Source organism: Streptomyces sp. NBC_01003, assembly GCF_045162695.1.
Classification (GTDB): Bacteria; Actinomycetota; Actinomycetes; order Streptomycetales; family Streptomycetaceae; genus Streptomyces.
The window spans coordinates 3,984,218-4,005,420 of sequence record NZ_CP108707.1 but is presented as its reverse complement, the minus strand read 5'-3'; the positions used below and the strand labels follow the sequence as shown (position 1 = coordinate 4,005,420).

The window sequence follows — 21,203 nt, the reverse complement described above, 5'->3', positions numbered from 1 at the left end:
TGATACGGACGTGGGGCCCGGGACGACGTCCCGGGCCCCACAATCGTACGTACGAGGTCAGGCTGCTCAGGCCTCGAAGACCTCGCGCACCAGCTGCTCCTGCTCCGCCTGGTGGCGCTTCGCCGAGCCGACCGCCGGGGACGAGCCGTGCGGCCGCGAGATGCGGCGCAGGCGCTCACCGTGCGGGACGTCGGCGCCGACCGCCAGGTCCAGGTGGTCGATCAGGTTGAGGGCGATGAAGGGCCACGCGCCCTGGTTCGCCGGCTCCTCCTGCGCCCAGAGGTACTTCTCCGCGTTCGGGTACTTGGAGATCTCCGCCTGGAGCTCGGCACCCGGCAGGGGGTACAGGCGCTCGATGCGGATGATCGCCGTGTCCGTCACGCCGCGCTTCTGACGCTCGGCCTCGAGGTCGTAGTAGACCTTGCCCGCGCAGAAGACGACCTTGCGGACCGCGGCCGGGTCCACCGAGCTGTCGCCGATGACGGGACGGAAGCCGCCCTCCGTGAACTCCTCCGCCTTCGACGCGGCGGCCTTGAGGCGCAGCATCGACTTCGGGGTGAAGACGACCAGCGGCTTGTGGTGCGGGTTGTGCACCTGCCACCGCAGGAGGTGGAAGTAGTTCGACGGGAGCGTCGGCATGGCGACCGTCATGTTGTTCTGCGCGCACAGCTGGAGGAAGCGCTCCGGGCGGGCGGACGAGTGGTCCGGGCCCTGGCCCTCGTAGCCGTGCGGCAGGAGCAGCGTGACGCCGGAGGTCTGGCCCCACTTCTGCTCGGCGGCCGAGATGTACTCGTCCACCACCGTCTGCGCGCCGTTGACGAAGTCGCCGAACTGCGCCTCCCACATCACGAGCGACTCGGGACGGGCCAGCGAGTAGCCGTACTCGAAGCCCATGACCGCGTACTCGGAGAGCAGGGAGTCGTAGACGTTGTAACGCGCCTGGTCGTCCGAGAGGTACAGGAGCGGGGTGAAGTCCTCGCCCGTCTCACGGTCGATCAGGACCGCGTGCCGCTGGCCGAACGTGCCGCGGCGCGAGTCCTGGCCCGACAGGCGCACCGGGGTGCCCTCGAGGAGCAGGGAGCCGATGGCGAGCGTCTCGCCCATGCCCCAGTCGATCGTGCCGTCCTCGATCATCGCCGCGCGGCGCTGCAGCTGCGGCAGCAGACGCGGGTGGACGGTGACGCGGTCGGGGATGTTGACCTGCGACTCGGCGATCCGCTTCACGGTCTCCTGGGAGATCGCGGTGCTGACGGCGACCGGGAACTCGGCCTGCGGGTCGGACGAGGGGGCCGTCACCGGGTGCGCCGTGGCCTCGCGGACCTCGGCGAACACCTTCTCCAGCTGGCCCTGGAAGTCCTGCAGCGCCTGCTCGGCCTCTTCGAGGGTGATGTCGCCACGGCCGATGAGGGACTCGGTGTAGAGCTTGCGCACCGAGCGCTTCTTGTCGATCAGGTCGTACATCAGCGGCTGCGTGAACGCCGGGTTGTCCGACTCGTTGTGACCGCGGCGGCGGTAGCAGATCAGGTCGATGACGACGTCCTTGTTGAACGCCTGGCGGAACTCGAAGGCCAGTCGGGCAACGCGGACGACGGCCTCGGGGTCGTCGCCGTTCACGTGGAAGATCGGCGCCTCGATCATGCGGGCCACGTCCGTGGCGTACATGGAGGAGCGCGACGACTCCGGGGCGGCGGTGAAGCCGACCTGGTTGTTGATGACGATGTGGACCGTGCCGCCCGTGCGGTAGCCGCGCAGCTGCGACATGTTGAGCGTCTCGGCGACCACACCCTGGCCCGCGAAGGCCGCGTCACCGTGCAGGGCGACCGGCAGGACCGTGAAGTCCGTGCCGCCCTTGTTGATGATGTCCTGCTTGGCGCGGACGATGCCCTCGATGACCGGGTCGACCGTCTCCAGGTGGGACGGGTTGGCCGCGAGCGAGACCTTGATCTGCTCGCCGTCCAGGCCGGTGAAGGTGCCCTCGGCGCCCAGGTGGTACTTCACGTCGCCGGAGCCGTGCATCGACTTCGGGTCGAGGTTGCCCTCGAACTCGCGGAAGATCTGCGCGTACGACTTGCCGACGATGTTCGCCAGGACGTTCAGGCGGCCGCGGTGGGCCATGCCGATGACGACCTCGTCCAGGCGCGACTCGGCGGCGGAGTCGATGACCGCGTCGAGCAGCGGGATGACGGACTCGCCGCCCTCCAGGGAGAAGCGCTTCTGGCCGACGTACTTCGTCTGCAGGAACGTCTCGAACGCCTCGGCCGCGTTCAGCCGGCGCAGGATGCGCAGCTGCTCCTCGCGCTCCGGCTTGGTGTGCGGGCGCTCGACGCGGTCCTGGAGCCACTTGCGCTGCTTCGGGTCCTGGATGTGCATGTACTCGATGCCGGTGGTGCGGCAGTACGAGTCGCGCAGGACGCCGAGGATGTCGCGCAGCTTCATCATCGACTTGCCGGCGAAGCCGCCGACCGCGAACTCGCGCTCCAGGTCCCACAGGGTGAGGCCGTGCTCGGCGATGTCCAGGTCGGGGTGCTTGCGCTGGCGGTACTCCAGCGGGTCGGTGTCGGCCATGACGTGGCCGCGGACCCGGAAGGAGTGGATCAGCTCGAAGACGCGGGCGGCCTTCGTGACGTCGTCGTCGTGCGAGGCGTCGATGTCCTTGAACCAGCGGACCGGCTCGTAGGGGATGCGCAGCGCCTTGAAGATCTCGTCGTAGAACTCGCCCTCACCGAGGAGGAAGTTCGCCACGACGCGCAGGAACTCGCCGGAGGCGGCGCCCTGGATGACCCGGTGGTCGTAGGTCGACGTGAGCGTCATGACCTTCGAGATGCCGAGCTTGTTCAGGGTGTCCTGGGACGTGCCCTGGAACTCCGCCGGGTAGTCCATCGAGCCGACGCCCATGATGACCGACTGTCCGGGCATCAGGCGGGGCACGGAGTGGACGGTGCCGAGGCCGCCGGGGTTGGTCAGCGAGACCGTGACACCGGTGAAGTCGTCCATGCCGAGCTTGCCGTCGCGGGCGCGGCGGACGATGTCCTCGTAGGCCTGCCAGAACTCGAAGAAGTTCAGCGTCTCGGCCTTCTTGATGCCCGCGACGACCAGCTGGCGGTCGCCGTTGGGCTTCACGAGGTCGATGGCGAGGCCGAAGTTGATGTGCTCCGGCTTGACCAGCGTCGGCTTGCCGTCCTTCTCCGCGAAGGAGTAGTTCATCGACGGCATGGCCTTGATGGCCTGCACCATCGCGTAGCCGATGAGGTGGGTGAAGGAGATCTTCCCGCCCCGGGCGCGCTTCAGGTGGTTGTTGATGACGATGCGGTTGTCGAACAGCAGCTTCACCGGGACCGCGCGCACGGACGTCGCCGTGGGGACCTCGATGGAGGCGTTCATGTTCTTCGCGACGGCGGCGCTCGGGCCGCGCAGCGTCACGAACTCGGGGCCGCCGGCGGCCTCGGTCGCGGGCTGCGCCTTGGCGGGAGCCGGAGCCTTCACTGCGGCGGCGGCCGGCTTCGCGGGCGCCGCGGTGGCGGGCTTGGCCACCGGGGCGGCCGGAGCCGGAGCCGGAGCGGCGGCCGGAGCCGGGGCTGCCGGTGCGGCGGGCGCCGCGGCAGTGCCCGCAGCCCCCGCGGCTGCGGTACCGGCGGTGCCGGCGGGACCGGAACCCTGTGCGGGGGCTCCGGTCGTCGGCTGGGCCGGGGCACCCGGCTTGTAGTCGGCGAAGAAGTCCCACCAGGCTCGGTCAACCGAATTCGGGTCCTGGAGGTACTGCTGATAGATCTCGTCGACGAGCCACTCATTGGGACCGAAAGCGGCGGCAGGGCTCTTGCCCTGCCCCTCTTGGTCGGTCGAGGTGCTCGAGTTACTGGGGGACTGTGGCGACACGGCGGTAACCGCCCTCTTCCGCTTCTCACAAGGTGATGGACAGCGGGAATAAAGGCTACGCCTCCAACACCGGGACTTGCAGACCGGGCCGGTCATCCGTCGCGTAAGTCACACCGGAAGCCGTGTTTCGGCGCTGGAAATGGCGGGAAACAAGCGGGGTTCCGGTTCGCCTTGGGTACGTCGTTGTACGAGCGCGGCCCATCGGCCCGCACCCCGTGGCGAATGGCACGGCGATCTTGTGCTTCCGGTTCGAACCCTACGTCAACTTTGAGCGCGGGGCAGGCCCGGAAGAGTGACCTGGATCCGGCAGCCGCGAGCCGATTCGGCCACGCCGATCCGGCCGCCGTGCAGGTCCACGGCCCACCGGGCGATGGCGAGGCCGAGACCGGTGCCGCCGTCGCTGCCGGGGCCGTGCGCGGCGCCCTTCACATGGCCGCCCCGGTTGAAGCGCTCGAAGACGCGGTGCCACTCGGAGCGGGGGATGCCGGGGCCCTCGTCGAGGACCTCCAGATCGAGCGACTCCGGGTAGAGGCCGCGGCGCGCGAGCACGGTCACGCGGCCGTGCGGAGGGCTGTGTTTCACGGCGTTGTCGATGAGGTTGGCCACGACCTGGTGGATCCGCTCGGGGTCCGCGTGCGCGGTCAGCTCGGGCGGGGAGACGTCCAGGTGCAGATGCACGTCCGTACGCGTATGGGTGCCGGAGCCCGAGGCGATGCCGGCACGCTGCGAGGCGACCATGTTGGCCTCCTTCAGGACGCCCGACAGATACGGCCACACCTCGAAGCGGCGTGCCTTGAGCGGGACCACGCCGTTGTCGAGCCGGGAGAGGTCGAGCAGCGTCTCGACCAGCCGGCCCAGACGCTCCGTCTGCTTCAGCGCCGTGCGCATGGTCTCGGGGTCGGCGGCCGAGACCCCGTCCACGACGTTCTCCAGGACGGCGCGCAGGCCCGCGATCGGGGTGCGCAGCTCGTGGGAGACGTTCGCCACGAGCTCCTTGCGCTGCTGGTCCTGCGCCTCCAGGTCGTCCGCCATGCGGTTGATCGTCGCGGCCAGGTCGCCGAGCTCGTCGCGCCGGTCCGCGCCACTGACCCGGCGCGTGTAGTCGCCGTGCGAGATGGAGCGGGCGACCGTGTTCATCTCGTCGAGCGGCGCGGTCAGCGAGTGCGCCACGAACTGGGTGATGAGGAGCGTCGCGATGACCGAGAAGACCGTGATGAAACGGAGCTCGGTCTGGGTGCGGACGGCGACCATCAGCAGTCCGGTCGTGATGAACACCGAGACGACGACCAGCGTGCCGAGCTTGGTCTTGATGGAGAAAGGCCGCAGGCCGCCCTGCACCCAGTGGCCCGCCAGGGGCCGGGCGGCCGGGGGAGCGCCGGGCGCAAGGCCCGGCGACCCCGGCTTGTACCCGTCCGCGTCCCGTACGTCGGATGCGCCGCCGCTGCCGGTCATGGCGTCGGCGTCTCCAGCGCGTAGCCCACACCGTGCACGGTGCGGATCCGCTCGGCGCCGATCTTCCGGCGCAGCGCCTTGATGTGGCTGTCGACGGTCCGGGTGCCCGACGCGTCCGCCCAGTCCCACACCTCGGCGAGCAGCTGCTCGCGTGAGAGGACGGCGCGGGGCGTGTTGGCCAGGCAGACCAGGAGGTCGAACTCCGTGGGCGTCAGGTGGACGTCCTCGGAGCGCACCCGCACACGGCGCTGTGCGTGGTCGATCTCCAGCTCGCCGAGCCGCAGGATGCCGCTCCTGGGCGTGGCCGCCGCGAGCGCCGCGCGCTCGACCCTCCGCAGCAGGACGTGCACGCGCGCCGCGAGCTCCCGCATCGAGAAGGGCTTCGTCATGTAGTCGTCGGCACCCACGCCGAGCCCGACGAGCATGTCTGTCTCGTCGTCGCGCGCCGTGAGCATCATCACCGGCACGGGCCGCTGCGCCTGCACACGGCGACAGACTTCGAGCCCGTCGAATCCGGGCAGCATGATGTCGAGGATCAGCAGGTCGGGCTGCCATGCCTCGGCCGTGTCGACCGCCGCCGGACCGTCCTGTGCGGTTTGCACGAGGAATCCCTCGGCGCGCAGCCGTGCGGCGATGGCGTCGACGATCGTGGGGTCGTCCTCGACGACCAGGACCCGTCGCTGGGCACCCGGCGTAGCCGTGTTGCCGTTGTGGGAGGTGTGTGTCTGCTCCATCGCCCCGCCCCTGAATGCGCACATCCGTGTGCGCTTGACGCTTGAATGATCTGGGTTTCGGCAGTCAGCGTACGGGGAGTTACCGCGAGTCGGCTACGCAGGCCTGACCCCGAGATGTACGACGTCGGGAACGCCACGGACAACCGGGATCTCTTCGGTGCGGACCGACTGGAATCCGGCATTCCGCAAGGTTCCTTCAAAATTTGCGGAGGGCTGTGCGGACCACACGGCGAGCACGCCGCCAGGGGCGAGCCGCTCCCGGCAGGCCGCGAGACCTACCGGTGAGTAGAGGTTGTCATTACCCTCCGTCACCGTCCAGTCGGGTCCGTTGTCGATATCGAGGCACAGCGCGTCGTACGTCTCGGTCGATTCCTGGACGTACGAGACAAGGTCCGCCTCCACAATCTCCGTGCGCGGATCGGCGAGCGCGGACCGTGACAGTTCGGACAGCGGGCCCTCGCGATGCCAGTCCACGATCGCCGGCTCGCGCTCCACGACGGCGATGCGGCCCCAGCGGGAATTCGCAGCCGCATGGGTGAGGGAGAATCCGACACCGAGCCCGCCGATGAGAATTCCTGGCGCCGGGCGGTCGTCGAGAGCGTCGAGCGCCGCGTCGACCAGCAGGCGCTCGGAGCGCCCGTCGGACGTGTCCATCAGGAAGCATCCGTTGGCGATGATCTGGAGCAGCGCGCCGTGGCGCCGCAGTACGACCTCTCCGAAGGGCCCTTCGCGCCGGTCGAGGACGACGGGGGCGGTGTGGTCGGTGTCGTACGGGGTGGGGTACGAGGTGGACATGGCGTCCATCCTGCCGTAACCGGTGCGACGCCCGGCTGTCCCTGGAAAGGGAGTTGGCGGCTCTCCTGCGCAGGTCCTGTGGATCGTGCCGCACGTGGCGCCGGTCATAGAGGGGCGAAGGGTTGGGCCGGGCCGGAAGGGGAAGGGTGCCGCAGGTGGAGAGTGGCGTGACGGTCGAGGCCGACGGGGCGGATGTTTCTTCGGGGACTCCGTCCGGGGCTTCGCGACCCGTGCGTGAGCCTCACCGATTCCGGCTGGACTCTTCGCGTCCGCTGCCAGGCCCTGCTCTTCTGCCGCAGGGCCCGTCGCGGACGCCGCTCGACGCGATCCCGGCTCAGGCGTCGGCCGGTGACATGGCGCTTGCCGCGCCCGGATCCGCGGCCGACGGGCGCACCGGGCCCAAGGCCGTCCCCCGTCGCCGGCTGCGCCCCTGGCGGCTGTTGCCCACGCCCACGGGGACGCCGTTCACCTTCGTCTACGCCGCCGTGCTCATCGGCACGTCCCTCTTCGCGCTGCTCGCCGACCCCGGCGTCGTCGCGTCCGCGCTGCGGGGTTCCAGTACCGACGTGGCGCACCTCGCGCACACGCCCGTGTTCGTGCTGGTCGCGAGCGCGCTGTGGATCGCCGGCGGGATCACGTCCCCGTTCGCGGTCTGCTTCCTGGTCGTCCTCACGGCGCTGGAGCGCAGGATCGGCGGCCGGCGCACCGCCGGTGTCTTCGTCCTCGGCCACACCGTGGCGACGCTCGCCACCGAGGTGCCGGTCGGGCTCTCCGTGATGGCCGGGCATCTGCCCGAGAGCTCGCTGCACCGCCTCGACTACGGCATCAGCTTCGGCGTGGCCGCGAGCGTCGGCGCCCTCGCCGGTCTCCTCACGCCCTGGCTGCGCTGGACCGTGCTCGCAGTCTTCGGCGGAATGCTGGTCGAGGACCTCATCGCGCTCACGGACCCGATGGCGAACTGGGGCCACCTCATGGCCCTGGCCATCGGCGTCGGGACCTGGCCGCTGGTGCGCCGGTGGCGGCGCGCGCCGGGATCCTCCGCGACCTGACGCGTTCCCCCGGCCGGCCCATGGTCGTACACGTCACAGACCCCCTCTGGCCTGCGAATTTCACCTGCCCATCCGCTGATCGCCGAGAGCGAACAGGGCCGGGGGAACATTCATGGGCTCACGTGCATTGAGTCTGCATAGCTCAACTTGACTGCTTAAGGGGAGATCATGGCATCGACGTCCACACCGCTCACCCTGCCCGTGCTGCCGCTCGACGACGAGGTCGTGCTGCCCGGAATGGTGGTGCCCCTGGACCTCAACGACAACGACGTACGCGCCGCGGTGGAGGCCGCCCAGGCGGCGGCCCGTTCCAGCGGATCTGTGGGCGGCAGCAAGCCGAAGGTGCTTCTTGTTCCCCGGATCGACGGCACGTACGCGAACACCGGCGTGCTCGGCACGGTCGAGCAGGTGGGCCGGCTTGCCGACGGCGACCCCGGCGCCCTGATCCGCGGCCGCAGCCGTGTGCGGATCGGCGCGGGCACGACCGGCCCCGGCGCCGCCCTGTGGGTGGAGGGCCTCGCGGTCGAGGAGACCGTGCCGGAGCCGCTGCCCGGCTCCGTGACCGAGCTGGTCACCGAATACAAGGCACTCGCCACGAACTGGCTGAAGAAGCGCGGCGCCTGGCAGGTCGTGGACCGCGTCCAGCAGATCGACGACGTCTCCGCGCTCGCCGACAACTCCGGCTACTCGCCCTTCCTGAGCACCCCGCAGAAGGTGGAGCTCCTGGAGACGGCCGACCCGGTCGCCCGGCTCAAGCTGGCCACCGAGCAGCTGCGCGAGCACCTCGCCGAGCAGGACGTGGCCGAGTCCATCGCCAAGGACGTCCAGGAAGGCGTCGACAAGCAGCAGCGAGAGTTCCTGCTGCGGCGCCAGCTGGACGCCGTACGCAAGGAGCTGCGCGAGCTGAACGGTGAGTCGGAGGGCGAGGAGTCCGACGACTACCGCACGCGGGTCGAGGCCGCCGACCTTCCGGAGAAGGTCCGCGAGGCCGCGCTCAAGGAGGTCGAGAAGCTGGAGCGGTCCAGCGATCAGTCCCCCGAGGGCTCGTGGATCCGCACCTGGCTCGACACGGTCCTCGAACTGCCGTGGAACGAGCGTACCGAGGACGAGTACGACATCCAGGGCGCCCAGAGCGTCCTCGACGCCGAGCACTCGGGCCTGGAGGACGTGAAGGAGCGCATCACCGAGTACCTGGCCGTGCGCAAGCGGCGTTCCGAGCGCGGGCTCGGCGTGGTCGGCGGGCGCAGGGGCGGCGCGGTGCTCGCGCTCGTCGGCCCGCCCGGCGTCGGCAAGACCTCGCTCGGCGAGTCCGTGGCGCACGCCATGGGCCGCAAGTTCGTCCGCGTCGCCCTCGGTGGCGTACGGGACGAGGCGGAGATCCGCGGACACCGGCGTACGTACGTGGGCGCCCTGCCGGGCCGTGTCGTGCGGGCGATCAAGGAGGCCGGGTCGATGAACCCGGTCGTGCTGCTCGACGAGATCGACAAGGTGGGGTCCGACTTCCGGGGCGACCCGGCGGCCGCCCTGCTCGAAGTGCTCGACCCGGCGCAGAACCACACGTTCCGCGACCACTACCTGGAGGTCGAACTCGACCTCAGCGACGTCGTGTTCCTCGCGACGGCGAACGTCCTGGAGGCCATCCCGGAGGCCCTGCTCGACCGTATGGAGCTGGTCAGGCTCGACGGGTACACCGAGGACGAGAAGGTCGTCATCGCCCGCGACCACCTGCTCCCGCGCCAGCTGGAGCGGGCCGGTCTGGACAAGGGCGAGGTCACCCTCGGCGAGAGCGCGCTGCGCAAGCTCGCCGGGGAGTACACGCGGGAAGCCGGCGTACGCAACCTGGAGCGGTCCGTCGCACGCCTGCTGAGGAAGGTCGCGGCCCAGCACGAACTGGGCGAGCGCGAGCTGCCGTTCACCGTCGAGGACACCGACCTGCGGAGCCTCATCGGGCGTCCGCACCACGTGCCCGAGGCGGCGCAGGACCCGGCCGAGCGCCGTACGGCGGTGCCGGGCGTGGCCACCGGACTCGCGGTCACCGGAGCGGGCGGCGACGTCCTCTACGTGGAGGCGTCCCTCGCCGACCCGGAGACGGGCGCGGCCGGCCTGACCCTGACCGGTCAGCTCGGTGACGTGATGAAGGAGTCCGCGCAGATCGCGCTCTCCTTCCTGCGCTCGCACGGCGCCGAACTGGAGCTGCCCGTCGCCGACCTGAAGGACCGGGGCGTGCACATCCACTTCCCGGCGGGCGCGGTGCCGAAGGACGGCCCGAGCGCGGGAGTCACCATGACGACCGCTCTCGCGTCGCTGCTCAGCGGCCGCCAGGTCCGTACGGATGTGGCGATGACCGGTGAGGTGTCGCTGACCGGCCGTGTGCTGCCGATCGGTGGCGTCAAGCAGAAGCTGCTCGCCGCGCACCGGGCCGGGATCACGACGGTCGTCATCCCGAAGCGGAACGAGGCGGACCTGGACGACGTCCCCGCCGAGGTCCTGGAGAAGCTGGACGTGCACCCGGTGACGGACGTGCGCCAGGTGCTCGAACTGGCCCTGGCCCCGGCCGCCGTGGAGGTTCCGGTCGCGGCGTGACGCCTGTGTCCTTCAGTGGGCTCCGACCACTGGGGCCGGATGACGAAGGCCCGGGTCCCCACACGGGGCCCGGGCCTTCCGCATGGTCGACCGCCCGGCCCACCGGACCGTCAGCCGGCCGCGTATCGCCGCCTGCATCCCCGCGTGGAAACAGGTCTCCGCATTCAGCTCCTGCATCAGCCGGCCGAGCTGACGGCCTCCGACGACGCGGTCATCGTGCTGTCGCTGCCGCCGGCCACCACCTGGGACGACGCCACACTGCCGTAGCTCCACCAGCTCGCCCCCGGTGGCAGGGCGGCGCCCAGCGCGTCTCCTGCAACCGCGGCGACCAGGTCCACGCGGCCGCCGACACCGGCACGCGCGTCCTGTGGCTGGACGGCACGACCGGCCGGACGAGCCCGGTGAAGCGGGCCAGGGCTGCGGGCGACTGCTGACCTGATCCGGCTCCCGAACGCAACGGCCGGGCTCCCGTGGGGGAGCCCGGCCGTTGTCCCGCGCCGGCTCAGCCGTTGGCCAGCGCCTGCAGTCGGTCGTAGGCGCCGTTGAACTTGCTGTGGTCGCCGACCGTCGGGCCGGACGACGTGTACTGCCACATCGTGTAGAAGCCCCAGCCGGCCGGGAGCGCGCCCGGGTCGGTGTTGTAGCGGGCGATCCAGAGCGGGTTCGTCGCCCCGAAGGCGCTGGAGTTGCCGGTGCACTGGGTCCACCAGCTCGTCGCCGTGTAGATCACGGCGTCGCGGCCGGTGCGGGCCTTGTACTGGTTCACGAAGTCACGGATCCAGCTGACCATCCCGGCCGCGGTCTTGCCGTAACAGGCCGCGCCGTACGGGTTCCACTCGATGTCGAGGGCGCCCGGCAGGGTCCTGCCGTCCCGGGACCAGCCGCCCCCGTGGTCCACGAAGTAGTTGGCCTGGGCGGCGCCGGTCGTCGTGTCCGGGGTCGCGAAGTGGTACGCGCCGCGGATCATGCCCACGTTGTAGGAGCCGTTGTACTGCTGGGCGAAGTAGGGGTTCGTGTAGTACGTGCCCTCCGTGGCCTTGACGTAGGCCCACTTCACGCCGCTGTTCCAGAGGGTCGCCCAGGCCACGTTGCCGTTGTGGCTGCTGGTGTCCACGCCCTCGGTCTGGACCGCCTTGTTGTCGGTGGGCAGACCGCCTCGGCCGTCGTGCTCGGCGACGCCCATGCCCATCGTGGCGGAGCCACGGGCGGGGACGTCGGCCGCCTGGGCCGCGGTGGGCAGGGTGAACAGCAGCGAGAGCGCTGCGAGGATGACTCCGGCCGCCGGGATGCGCCTCAGGCGCGGGCGGCGGACGGTTCCGGATCTGTGCACGGGCATTGCGTGCCTCCGAAGGCCTCGTTGAGCTTCTGTGAGCTCGGTGGGGGGACCTTTCGACATGTCACTGGTGTGGACATGTCACTAAAGAAGCTACGCACGTAGACCGCCGGGAGGGAAGGGGGCCCGGATGCTGCCGTTGGTCTACTCCTGCGAAATACTGGCGGAGCTGCGGCAATGGCCGCGAATGGCGGAAACTTTCAGGAACGGGAAACCCTGGCATGGGTGCTGACGTGCACGAGGACGGGAACGGCGCGCGGCCGGGCGCAGAATTCGACGCGACGGAGAGTGGTGTGGACCACGAATTCTTGTCCCTGGAGCGGGAGTTGACGGTCTTTCTCAGGCGGGCCCGCGCCTCCTCCGGCGAGATGGCGCGCGCCGTCCACCCGGACCTCGAACCCGCCGCCTACGGCCTCCTCGCACGCCTGGAGGAGTGCGGCCGGCAACGGGCCACCGAACTCGCCGCGTACGTCGGCGTCGGCAAGGCCACCATGAGCCGGCAGCTGCGCGCCCTGGAGGATCTCGGACTCGTCGCGCGCGAGCCCGACCCCGCCGACGGCCGCGCCTGGCTCGTCCACCTCACCGACGAGGGCCGTGCCAACTTCCGCCAGGTGCGCGACGCCCGCCGGGCCACGTACGTACGCCAGCTCGCGGGCTGGGACCGCGCCGAGGTGGCGGAACTGGCCCGACTGCTGCACCAGTTGAACGCCGGGGCCGAGAGCTAGGGGGTGTCGGCGGATCACGGCCGGGGCCGAGACGCCTGACACAGCGCCTCGCCGCGTTGCCGAAACGTCCGAACAGCTCCGCCATCAGGACGCTCCGGCGCCTTGCGATGCACCGCGCCAGGCGCCGCGACCTGTCCGACCCTGATCCGCCGGACACCCCCTGGTCGCGCGCTACAGCTCCACGTACACCGCCGTCGCGTCGTCATGGGTCTTGCTGCGCCGCAGGAAGACCCGGTCCTGCTCGTCCGCGTCCTCCAGGGCCCGTACGCGCGCGACCGCCGCGTGAGCGCCCTCCTTGCGTACGAGCGCGAACAGGTCTGCCCAGTCGCCCTCGCGGAACTTCTCCACCCAGCGCGTGACTCCGTCGGTCAGTGCCACGAGCGTGCGCGCCTGCGCGCGGGGGAGTTCGCCGGTGACCGCGCGGGCGGCGGCCGAGGGGTCGGCGGCGGCCGTGAAGAAGCCGCCCTCCTTGTTGCGCACGGTCGCGTCGGCCACCTCGTCCGAGACGAGGGAGGAGCGCGGCACGCGGTCGAGCCGGTCGTCCACCAGCGCCGTGACCGAGCCGGACGCGTCCTCGACCAGCAACACCGAGTCGGACAGCACCAGATACTCGACCCGCTCCGCGTCCCACCGCGCCAGGACCACGGTTGCCTGAGGCGTACGCGGGTGAGAAAGGTCACAGGTGCGCCGATGGGTGTCGGCGGTGCGGCGGATTGCCTCGGCGAGGACGGCGGTCAACGTCATATCCCTGAGTGAAACGGACAGTTCACCCAATGCGCCGCCGAGCCGGGCCGTGAACCAGGGGACGGAATGCAGACAGCCGGTCGCGCCCCGGGGTGGTGTGACCCCGTCCAGGACCACCAGCGTTCCACCCTGTCCGGAGGCGGGTACGGCCGCGGAGGCGTAGTCCTCGTTGGGTCGGTCGGGGTTTCCGGGCTCCGTCGCGAGTTCGATGCGCATCCGGCCAGTCTGCACGAGCCCTTCACAAGAGGGCCGTTGGGCCGCGAGTTGAGCCGCATCAGCAGGTCAGGCGCCTGGTTTCGACCGGAATGATCGACTCCGTCGGGGAGTGGCGGGGCATCTTGCCAAAGCCTGTGAGAGACGTCCAACCGGCGCCCCGTTCGGGCTCTGTGCTCATGCCATCGGGACTTGCTCGCCAACTCCCGCTCGATGTTCACTCCTTCGGGTGGCTGGCTAGGTGATGCGCGACCACTGCTCACCGGCACTGGAATGGTCTGGAGCCATTCCAGGGGGCGCGCGCGTTGACAGATCGTCACCCGGGCCCATGGGTAGACGAGTCAGGAATGCGAGCACCGGTGCGGAAGATGCGGCCTCGACGCAAGGGCAAGCAAGCGGCCTCCGAAGCGGACGAGGGGCGCACGACGGTTCCCGCAGGACCCGTCGCGCAGGCCCCGGCGGGCACCCCCGCGGACCCCGGAGGACGACGTACCGCGCGGGTGCGCAACCGGCTCATCATCGCCGTGGCGGTGGTCGCCGCGGCGATCGCCGGTGCCGCCGCACCCGCCCTCATGACCGCGTCCGGGCAGGTCGGCGACTCCCAGGAGCTGGTCGACCTCGCGGCGCGGACCCAGCAGACCGTCACGCTCTCCCACTCCCTGGCCGACGAGCGCGACGAGGTCACCGCCTTCATCGCCGCCGGGCGGCCCAAGGGACAGGGGCTCTCCGAGAGCCGCAGCGCCCGCGTCGACCGCCAGCTCGAAGAGCTCCGCACCGACGCACCGGCCCCGCTGCAACGCGACCTCGCCGGCGTCGCGGCCGTCCGCCGTGCCGCGCTCACCGGCAAGGGCAGCGCCCTCGAGGCGCACAAGGCGTACTCCGACGCGATCAACGAGCTGCACAGCACCGCCGAGCAGCTCGCCGAGAGCACCCCGCCCCGTGCGGGTTCCGGAGCACACGCCTTCGCCGACCTCGACCGGGCCGTCGAACAGGCCTCCGCCGCCCGCGGACTCCTGCTCGCCGCGCTCGCCGTGCCGCGCTCCAGCCAGACGTCCACGGTCATCGACCCGGTCACCGGACTGCCGAAGACCGTCGTCTCCCAGGACTCGGCCGACGGCAAGCAGCGCGACGCCCTGAGCGCCGCCGCCCAGCAGGCCCAGGTACGCGAACAGGCCGCGCTCGCCGACTTCGAGGACGCCGCCCCGGCCGCGTCCGTCGCCTCCTACGGCGCGACGGTCACGGGGCCCGACGTCACCAAGGCCGACAAGTACCTGGCCGCCCTCACGGACGAGCCCACGCTGTCCGCCGACGACCTCGCCGGCAACCCCAAGAACATCGACGCCGCGCTGTCCGCCCGTATCGACCTGATGCGCGGCGCCGAGTCGTCCCTCTACGACCGGCGCACCAAGGACCTCGCCCTGCTGCGCGACGACGATGTCAACGCGCTCGAGGTCCGCATCGCGCTGGCCGGTCTGTGCCTGCTCGTCGCCGTCGGCGTCTCGATGGCCATGGCCCGCACCCTGACCAGGCCGCTCGCGGTGCTCCGCCTCGGCTCGGCCCGCCTCGCGGGGGACCCGGCGAGCGAGGAGCCGGTCAAGTTCACCGGCCGCAACGACGAGTTCGCCCAGGTCGTACGGTCCGTCAACGCCCTGCACGCGCACACACTCGGCCTCCACGAGCGCCTCACCACGCTGGAGGCAGACCGCAAGCACCTGATCGGCCAGCGCGCGACCATGGCCGACGAGCGCGAGAAGCTGCGCGCCGAACTCGCCGCGGCCGCGACCCACCTGGACCGGGTCCGGCACAGCATCCACGGCACGTTCGTGAACCTCGCCCTGCGCACCCTCGGCCTCGTGGAGCGCCAGCTCGGCGTCATCGAGAACCTGGAGGAGCGCGAGCAGGACCCCGAGCGCCTCGCGACCCTCTTCAAGCTCGACCACTTCGCCACGGTCATGCGGCGGCACAGCGAGAACCTCCTCGTACTCGCCGGCGCCGAGCACGGCCACGGAAACCCGGGCGCCGTCCCGCTGGTCGACGTCGTGCGCGCCGCGGTCAGCGAGATCGAGCGCTACGAGCGGGTCCGGATCTCCGCGCTCCCGCCGCACGCCCACCTCGCCGGCTTCGCCGCCGACGACCTCAGTCACCTTGTCGCCGAAGTCCTGGAGAACGCCACGTCGTTCTCGCCGCCCGACGCCTCCGTCGAGGTGTCCGGCTGGCTCCTGGAGAGCGGTGAGGTCATGCTCTCCGTCCAGGACGAGGGCATCGGCATGACCGACGAGCGGATGAAGGAGCTCAACGCCCGCCTCGCCGCCTTCGCGGACGACGAGATGTTCGACCCCGAGGACGGCGACGGACTCGGCCTCGGCCTGTACGTCGTGGCCCGGCTCGCCGCGCGCCACGGCGTGCGGGTGCAGCTGCGCGAGCAGAAGCAGGGCGGGATCGCCGTCGTCGTCGTGCTGCCCAGGGCACTCCTCGCGGCGGCCCCCGCGGCAGCCGCGCCGCCGCGGGTCCCGGTGGCGGGCGCCGCGCCCGCCGTGCACCTGCCCGGATCCGAGGCCGAGGCCAACTCCAACGTCCTGAGCGGCCGTTCCAAGGACGGCCACGACCCGCTGATCGCCGCGGCGGAGCACGCCGTACGGGAAGCGGGGACAGACGCCGAAGCGCCTGCACCGGTGGCCGAACCCGAACCGGAGCTCACGAAGCCCGCGGTCCCGGCCGAGTCGCCCGCCGAGACGACCATGACGCTGACGGCGCCGATCCCGGCCGTCGACCCGGAACCCGTACCCGCCGTAGCCCCGGAACCCGTACCGGCGGCAGCCCCGGAGCCCGCGCCGCAGACCCTGCACCTCGACGACGAGCCTGCGCACGAGCGGGTCGCCGACGAGACGGGCGCCGGGCAGACCAGCGGCACCCCGGGCCTGCCCACCCGGCCCAAGGCCGACACGCCTCCCGCTCCCGAGGCGGCGGGCGAGCCCGTGATCCCCGCGGCCCGCACCGCCCAGGGGGAGCGCGTCACGGACAAGGGCCTGCCCAAGAGGACCCCCAAGATCTCGGCCCCCGCGCCCGCCGCGGCGCCGCGCACCGGATCCGTCGACGCGGACGCCCTGCGCCGCAGGCTCGGCGGGTTCCACCAGGGGGCCAACAAGGGCCGGCGGGACGTCGAGGCCGAGATCGGCGGGACGGAACAGACCGCAGAACCCAAGGGGGACACAGTCGAGGAGGCAAGCAGTTGACTGCGCCCAGTCGCACGCCGAGTGCGTCCACCCCCGGATTCGGACTCAGCACCGAAGCCCGCAACCTGCACTGGCTGCTGACCAATCTGGTGGAGGAGGTGCCAGGGCTCCTCTCGGTCGCGGTCGTCTCCTCCGACGGGCTGCTCCTGCTCTCCTCCGACCCCGGCAGGAACAGTGAGCGCCCTGCCGACCACAGCGGCGGACCCAAGGGGTCCAGCGCCGACCTGGCCACGATCGTGTCCGGCGTCGGCAGCCTCACCATCGGCGCCGCCAAGCTGATGGACGGCGGCAGCGTCAAGCAGACCATGGTCGCGATGGAGGAAGGCAGCCTCTTCGTCATGTCCATCAGCGACGGCTCACTGCTCGGCGTGCACGCCACCCCGGACTGCGACATGAGCGTCGTCGCCTACCACATGGCGCTCTTCGTCGGCCGTGCCGGGCACGTCCTCACGCCCGAACTCCGCAGTGAACTGCGCCAGTCGATGGAGAACGCCAAGTGAGCAGCAGCAGTAGCGTCACCAACCTCAGTACCGGCGGCCCGAAACTTCCCACCCGGGGCGGCGACCGCAAGCCGGCCCGGGTGCGCCCCTACTCGCTCACCGGCGGCCGCACCCGCTTCGGCCATGTGCTGCTCGTCGAGACGTTCGTCGCCGCGCTCGAAGCGCCCGAGGAACGCCTCGAGATAGGCCAGGGCACGCTCTCGACGCGGATCATGCCGGAGATGCGGGCGATCGTGGAGCTGTGCCGCCGCATGCGCACGGTCGCCGAGATCGCCGCGCTCCTGAAGATGCCCCTCGGCGTGGTCCGCGTACTGCTCAGCGACCTCGCCGACCAGGGAAAGATCCGCGTTTACGGAACCGGCCACGGCCCGGGCCAGCCGGACCGCGCACTGCTTGAAAGGGTGCTGAGTGGACTCCGTCGTCTCTGAAGGCGTCACCGAGGGCGTCACGCCCGCCTTCGTACCTGCCCAGCCGTCGTCCGGCCGTGAAGCCATCGCCTCCGAGCCCCAGGAAGAGCTCCAGGCCTGGCAGACGGACCGCACCCGCGCCCCGATCGCCACGAAGATAGTCGTGGCCGGCGGCTTCGGCGTCGGCAAGACCACCCTCGTCACCGCCGTCTCGGAGATCCAGCCCCTCCAGACCGAGGCGCTGATGACCCAGGCGAGCGAGGAGACCGACGACCTCACCGCCACCCCGGACAAGACCACGACCACGGTCGCCATGGACTTCGGGCGGATCACGCTCGACGACGACCTGGTGCTCTACCTCTTCGGCACGCCGGGGCAGCAGCGCTTCTGGTTCATGTGGGACGACCTGGTGCGCGGCGCGATCGGCGCGGTCGTGCTCGCCGACACCCGGCGGCTGTCCGACTGCTTCCCGGCCCTCGACTACTTCGAGAGCTGCGGGCTCCCGTACGTCGTCGCCGTCAACCACTTCGACGGCTCCGACGAGTTCGCCGCCGCCGACGTGCGCGAGGCTTTGACGGTGCCGCCGCACATCCCTGTCCTCATCATGGACGCGCGGCAGCGCATCTCGGTCGTCGAGACCCTCCTGGCCCTCGTCGGCCACGCGCTCGACGCCACCCCCGAATAGCCACCACCCCTCAGCAGTAGAAGAGGCACCCGCATGCGGAAGATACTCGTCGTCGGAGCCGGACAGTCCGGTCTCCAGCTCGCCCTCGGCCTCCAGTCGAACGGGTACGAGGTCACCCTGATGTCCAACCGCACCGCGGACGAGATCCGGTCCGGCCGGGTCATGTCCACGCAGTGCATGTTCGACACGGCGCTCCAGCACGAGCGCGACCTCCAGGTGAACTTCTGGGAGTCCCAGGCCCCGAAGATCGAGGGCCTCGGCGTCTCCGTCGCCGCCCCCGGCTCCTTCGACCCGGGCCCCTCGCAGCGCGCCATCGACTGGGTGGGCAAGCTCGACGGCTACGCGCAGTCCGTCGACCAGCGCGTGAAGATGGCCGGCTGGATGGAGACGTTCGCGCAGCGCGGCGGCCAGCTCGTCATCCACGGCGCCGCGGTCTCCGACCTCGACTACTTCGCCCGCACCTACGACCTGGTGCTCGTCTCCGCCGGCAAGGGCGAGCTGGTCTCGATGTTCGGCCGCGACGCCTCGCGCTCCCCGTACACCGAGCCGCAGCGCGCGCTTGCCGTCGCGTACGTGCACGGCATGGGCCCCCGCCCCGAGCACCCGGAATTCGACGCGGTGCGCTGCAACCTGGTGCCCGGCGTCGGCGAGCTGTTCGTCATGCCGACCCTCACCACCTCGGGCCGCGCGGACATCCTGTTCTGGGAGGGCATCCCCGGCGGTCCGCTGGACGCCTTCAAGGGTGTCAAGGACCCCTCGGAGCATCTGGCCCTCACCCTGGAGCTGATGGAGAAGTTCACGCCCTGGGAGTACGCGCGCGCCACGAAGGTCGAGCTGACCGACGCCAACGCGACCCTCGCCGGCCGTTACGCGCCGACCGTCCGCAACCCGATCGGGCGGCTGCCCGGCGGCGGCGCGGTCCTCGGTGTCGCCGATGTCGTCGTCGCCAACGACCCGATCACGGGCCAGGGTTCGAACTCGGCGTCCAAGTGCGCCGCCTCGTACCTCGACTCGATCACCGAGCACGGCGACAAGCCCTTCGACGAGGAGTGGATGCAGTCCACCTTCGACCGCTACTGGGACACCGCGCAGCACGTCGTGAAGTGGACCAACGCGATGCTGGGCGTCCCGCCGGAGCACGTCCTCAACCTGATCGGCGCCGCCGGCCAGCTCCAGCCGGTCGCCGACCGCTTCGCGAACGGCTTCAACAACCCGGCCGACTTCGAGAACTTCTTCTACGAGCCCGAGAAGACGAACGCCTACCTGGCCTCCGTCTCCGGCTGATCCGCGGCGGGGCGCGCACCGGTCAGCCGGTGGGCGCCCCCGCGGCGCCGTACCCGGTGTTGTCGCCGCCCGTCGCGCCGCCGGGCAGCTTCGGCGGGGTGTAGCCCTTCATCGACGCGTCTCCCTGATCGGGGCGGACGGCGCCGAGCAGCGGGTTGGCCGCGATCGGCGACACCTTGACCTTCGCGCCCGGCCGCGGCGCCTGCACCACCATCCCGTCGCCCAGGTACATCGCCACGTGCGTGGCCCCGCGGAAGTACACGACGAGGTCCCCGGGCCGCAGCTCGTTCAGCGGGACGCGCGGCAGTTTCGCCCACTGCTCCTGCGACGTGCGGGGAATGTCCTCGCCCGCGTGCTCCCACGCCTGCGACGTGAGCCCCGAGCAGTCGAACGCCGCGGGCCCTTCCGCGCCCCACACGTACGGCTTCCCGATCTGCTTCACCGCGTACGCGAGTGCCGCGTCCCCGGCCCGTGACGGCGCCCGCTGTGAACTGAGCGCGCCCGACGCCATGAACGTCTTCTGGGCCTTCGCCATCCCCGCGTCCTCCAGGCGGGTCAGCTCGGTGAGCTGGTCCGGGCGGAGTGAGGCGAGCAGCCTCTCGACGTCCTTGAGGCGGGCCTGGACAGCGTCCCGGTTCTTCTTCTGCCGCTCCGACAGCCGGGTCTGCTCGGCGAGCGCCCTGCGTGCCTGCGCCGCCAGGTCGTCGGCGCGCTTCTCGCCGCCGACGAGCCGGTCCACGGTCGCCATGCGCTCCTGGGCCACGCGCCGGATCACATGGCCCTGGTCGAGGGCGTGCTGCGGGTCGCGGGCGAGGAGCAGGCGCAGGTAGGGGGAGATGTTGCTGCTGCCCTGGTACTGCTCGCGGGCGAGGCGTCCTGCCGCGCCGCGGCTGTCGTGGAGCGAGATGCGGGCCGTGGCCAGCTTGCGGGCCAGGTCACCGGCCGTCTTCCGGCGCTTCTTGAGCTTCTCGGCGGTCGCGTTGTACTTCTCGGTGGCCTTCTCGGCCTCCTGGTACAGGCGCTGAAGATCCGTCAGAAGCGTGGCTACGGCGGTGCGGTTGGCCGCGGGGAGGGGCTGGGGTTCGCGTGTGGGTGCGGCGGACGCGGGCCACGGCGCCGCGAGCGTTGAGGCCACCGCCGCGGCACAGGTCCACCGCAGAAGGCTTCCTGACACGTCATCACCTCCGGTGCGGGGCGGCCCGTCCGTCCCGCACCGTGAGCATCAACACGTCCGCCCGCCCGCGCGCCTCCTGCTGGGCGGTTCGGCCCAAGGACCTCACCCGGCCGGGGGACTCCACGAAGGCGATCCGTCAAAGAGAGTGCTATGAGCGCGGCTTGGACCAGGGCCACCGGAGCCCGCTGTCGTCGCGCCCCGAAGGGTCGTACTCGTACTTCCAGCGGTGGGTGAACCGGATCTTGCCGGGGGTCATCGGCACCCGGCGGTAGATGAGCACCGTGCCCGGGGAGCCGTCGGGGCCCGGCACCGGGATGCGGTACACCTTCGGCGGATGCCCCGTCGGCCCCAGCAGCACGGGCAGCACCCGCCCGTCCATCGGCCCGCCGACGAACGGCGTCTCTTCGCTCTTCACGGCG

General features: G+C 71.0%; 17 protein-coding genes. 9 read left to right on the top strand and 8 right to left on the bottom strand.

Annotation, left to right across the window (positions count from 1 at the left end):
- Positions 1-66: 66 nt before the first annotated feature.
- The 4 genes from OG698_RS18185 to OG698_RS18170 all read right to left on the bottom strand — a co-directional run bounded on the left by OG698_RS18185 (position 67) and on the right by OG698_RS18170 (position 6,854).
- Entirely contained in the window at positions 67-3,873 is a 3,807-nt protein-coding gene (locus OG698_RS18185; RefSeq protein ID WP_406104075.1) for a multifunctional oxoglutarate decarboxylase/oxoglutarate dehydrogenase thiamine pyrophosphate-binding subunit/dihydrolipoyllysine-residue succinyltransferase subunit, read from the bottom strand.
- 261 nt (positions 3,874-4,134) lie between these two features.
- Positions 4,135-5,325, bottom strand: coding sequence for an ATP-binding protein (locus OG698_RS18180; RefSeq protein ID WP_406104073.1), 1,191 nt, complete (start codon positions 5,323-5,325; stop codon positions 4,135-4,137).
- Positions 5,322-6,059 carry a response regulator transcription factor gene (locus OG698_RS18175; protein WP_406104072.1) on the bottom strand — a complete coding sequence of 246 codons (738 nt, stop codon included), beginning with the start codon at positions 6,057-6,059 and terminating at the stop codon, positions 5,322-5,324. The genes OG698_RS18180 and OG698_RS18175 overlap by 4 nt, the downstream gene beginning before the upstream one ends.
- A 93-nt stretch (positions 6,060-6,152) precedes the next feature.
- Entirely contained in the window at positions 6,153-6,854 is a 702-nt protein-coding gene (locus OG698_RS18170) for a spermidine synthase (RefSeq protein ID WP_406104071.1), read from the bottom strand.
- 353 nt (positions 6,855-7,207) lie between these two features.
- Between OG698_RS18170 and OG698_RS18165 the strand changes: the two genes are divergently transcribed.
- The 3 genes from OG698_RS18165 (at position 7,208) to OG698_RS18155 (ending at position 10,753) form a co-directional block, all read left to right on the top strand.
- Entirely contained in the window at positions 7,208-7,903 is a 696-nt protein-coding gene (locus tag OG698_RS18165; RefSeq protein ID WP_406104069.1) for a rhomboid-like protein, read from the top strand.
- A gap of 168 nt (positions 7,904-8,071) precedes the next feature.
- Complete coding sequence (gene lon, locus OG698_RS18160; protein WP_406104067.1) at positions 8,072-10,486, top strand: endopeptidase La; 2,415 nt, start codon at positions 8,072-8,074, stop codon at positions 10,484-10,486.
- Positions 10,487-10,630: 144 nt separating this feature from the next.
- The gene (locus OG698_RS18155; protein ID WP_406104065.1) at positions 10,631-10,753 is read left to right on the top strand and encodes a hypothetical protein; all 123 of its coding nucleotides are present in this window, start codon (positions 10,631-10,633) and stop codon (positions 10,751-10,753) included.
- Positions 10,754-10,988: 235 nt separating this feature from the next.
- Here OG698_RS18155 and OG698_RS18150 read toward each other — a convergent pair whose 3' ends face one another.
- Positions 10,989-11,822: a lysozyme gene (locus tag OG698_RS18150; RefSeq protein ID WP_406104064.1), complete on the bottom strand. Its 834-nt coding sequence runs from the start codon at positions 11,820-11,822 to the stop codon at positions 10,989-10,991.
- 218 nt (positions 11,823-12,040) lie between these two features.
- Here OG698_RS18150 and OG698_RS18145 point away from each other — a divergent pair, with 218 nt between their 5' ends.
- Entirely contained in the window at positions 12,041-12,544 is a 504-nt protein-coding gene (locus OG698_RS18145; protein WP_329570363.1) for a MarR family transcriptional regulator, read from the top strand.
- Between the two features lie 171 nt (positions 12,545-12,715).
- On the opposite strand, the gene OG698_RS18140 is transcribed toward OG698_RS18145, so the two are convergent.
- On the bottom strand, positions 12,716-13,504 hold the full coding sequence (locus OG698_RS18140) for a protein phosphatase 2C domain-containing protein (protein ID WP_406104062.1): 789 nt from the start codon (positions 13,502-13,504) through the stop codon (positions 12,716-12,718).
- A 356-nt stretch (positions 13,505-13,860) separates the two neighbouring features.
- On the opposite strand from OG698_RS18140, the gene OG698_RS18135 reads away from it, so the two are divergent.
- From OG698_RS18135 to OG698_RS18115, 5 genes are all read left to right on the top strand, one after another.
- Complete coding sequence (locus OG698_RS18135; protein ID WP_406111131.1) at positions 13,861-16,734, top strand: nitrate- and nitrite sensing domain-containing protein; 2,874 nt, start codon at positions 13,861-13,863, stop codon at positions 16,732-16,734.
- Positions 16,731-17,234: a roadblock/LC7 domain-containing protein gene (locus OG698_RS18130; protein WP_116510014.1), complete on the top strand. Its 504-nt coding sequence runs from the start codon at positions 16,731-16,733 to the stop codon at positions 17,232-17,234. The genes OG698_RS18135 and OG698_RS18130 overlap by 4 nt, the downstream gene beginning before the upstream one ends.
- Positions 17,231-17,662 carry a DUF742 domain-containing protein gene (locus OG698_RS18125; protein WP_100595897.1) on the top strand — a complete coding sequence of 144 codons (432 nt, stop codon included), beginning with the start codon at positions 17,231-17,233 and terminating at the stop codon, positions 17,660-17,662. Before OG698_RS18130 ends, OG698_RS18125 begins: the two co-directional genes overlap by 4 nt.
- A 64-nt stretch (positions 17,663-17,726) precedes the next feature.
- Positions 17,727-18,326 carry a GTP-binding protein gene (locus OG698_RS18120; RefSeq protein ID WP_399970355.1) on the top strand — a complete coding sequence of 200 codons (600 nt, stop codon included), beginning with the start codon at positions 17,727-17,729 and terminating at the stop codon, positions 18,324-18,326.
- Positions 18,327-18,359: 33 nt separating this feature from the next.
- Entirely contained in the window at positions 18,360-19,610 is a 1,251-nt protein-coding gene (locus tag OG698_RS18115; protein ID WP_100595895.1) for a styrene monooxygenase/indole monooxygenase family protein, read from the top strand.
- A 22-nt stretch (positions 19,611-19,632) separates the two neighbouring features.
- Here the strand turns inward: OG698_RS18115 and OG698_RS18110 are convergent, their stop codons facing one another.
- Both OG698_RS18110 and OG698_RS18105 read right to left on the bottom strand, forming a co-directional pair.
- Positions 19,633-20,784, bottom strand: coding sequence for an NlpC/P60 family protein (locus OG698_RS18110; RefSeq protein ID WP_406104061.1), 1,152 nt, complete (start codon positions 20,782-20,784; stop codon positions 19,633-19,635).
- A gap of 148 nt (positions 20,785-20,932) precedes the next feature.
- The gene (locus OG698_RS18105; RefSeq protein WP_399969650.1) at positions 20,933-21,199 is read right to left on the bottom strand and encodes a hypothetical protein; all 267 of its coding nucleotides are present in this window, start codon (positions 21,197-21,199) and stop codon (positions 20,933-20,935) included.
- Between the last annotated feature and the right edge of the window lie 4 nt (positions 21,200-21,203).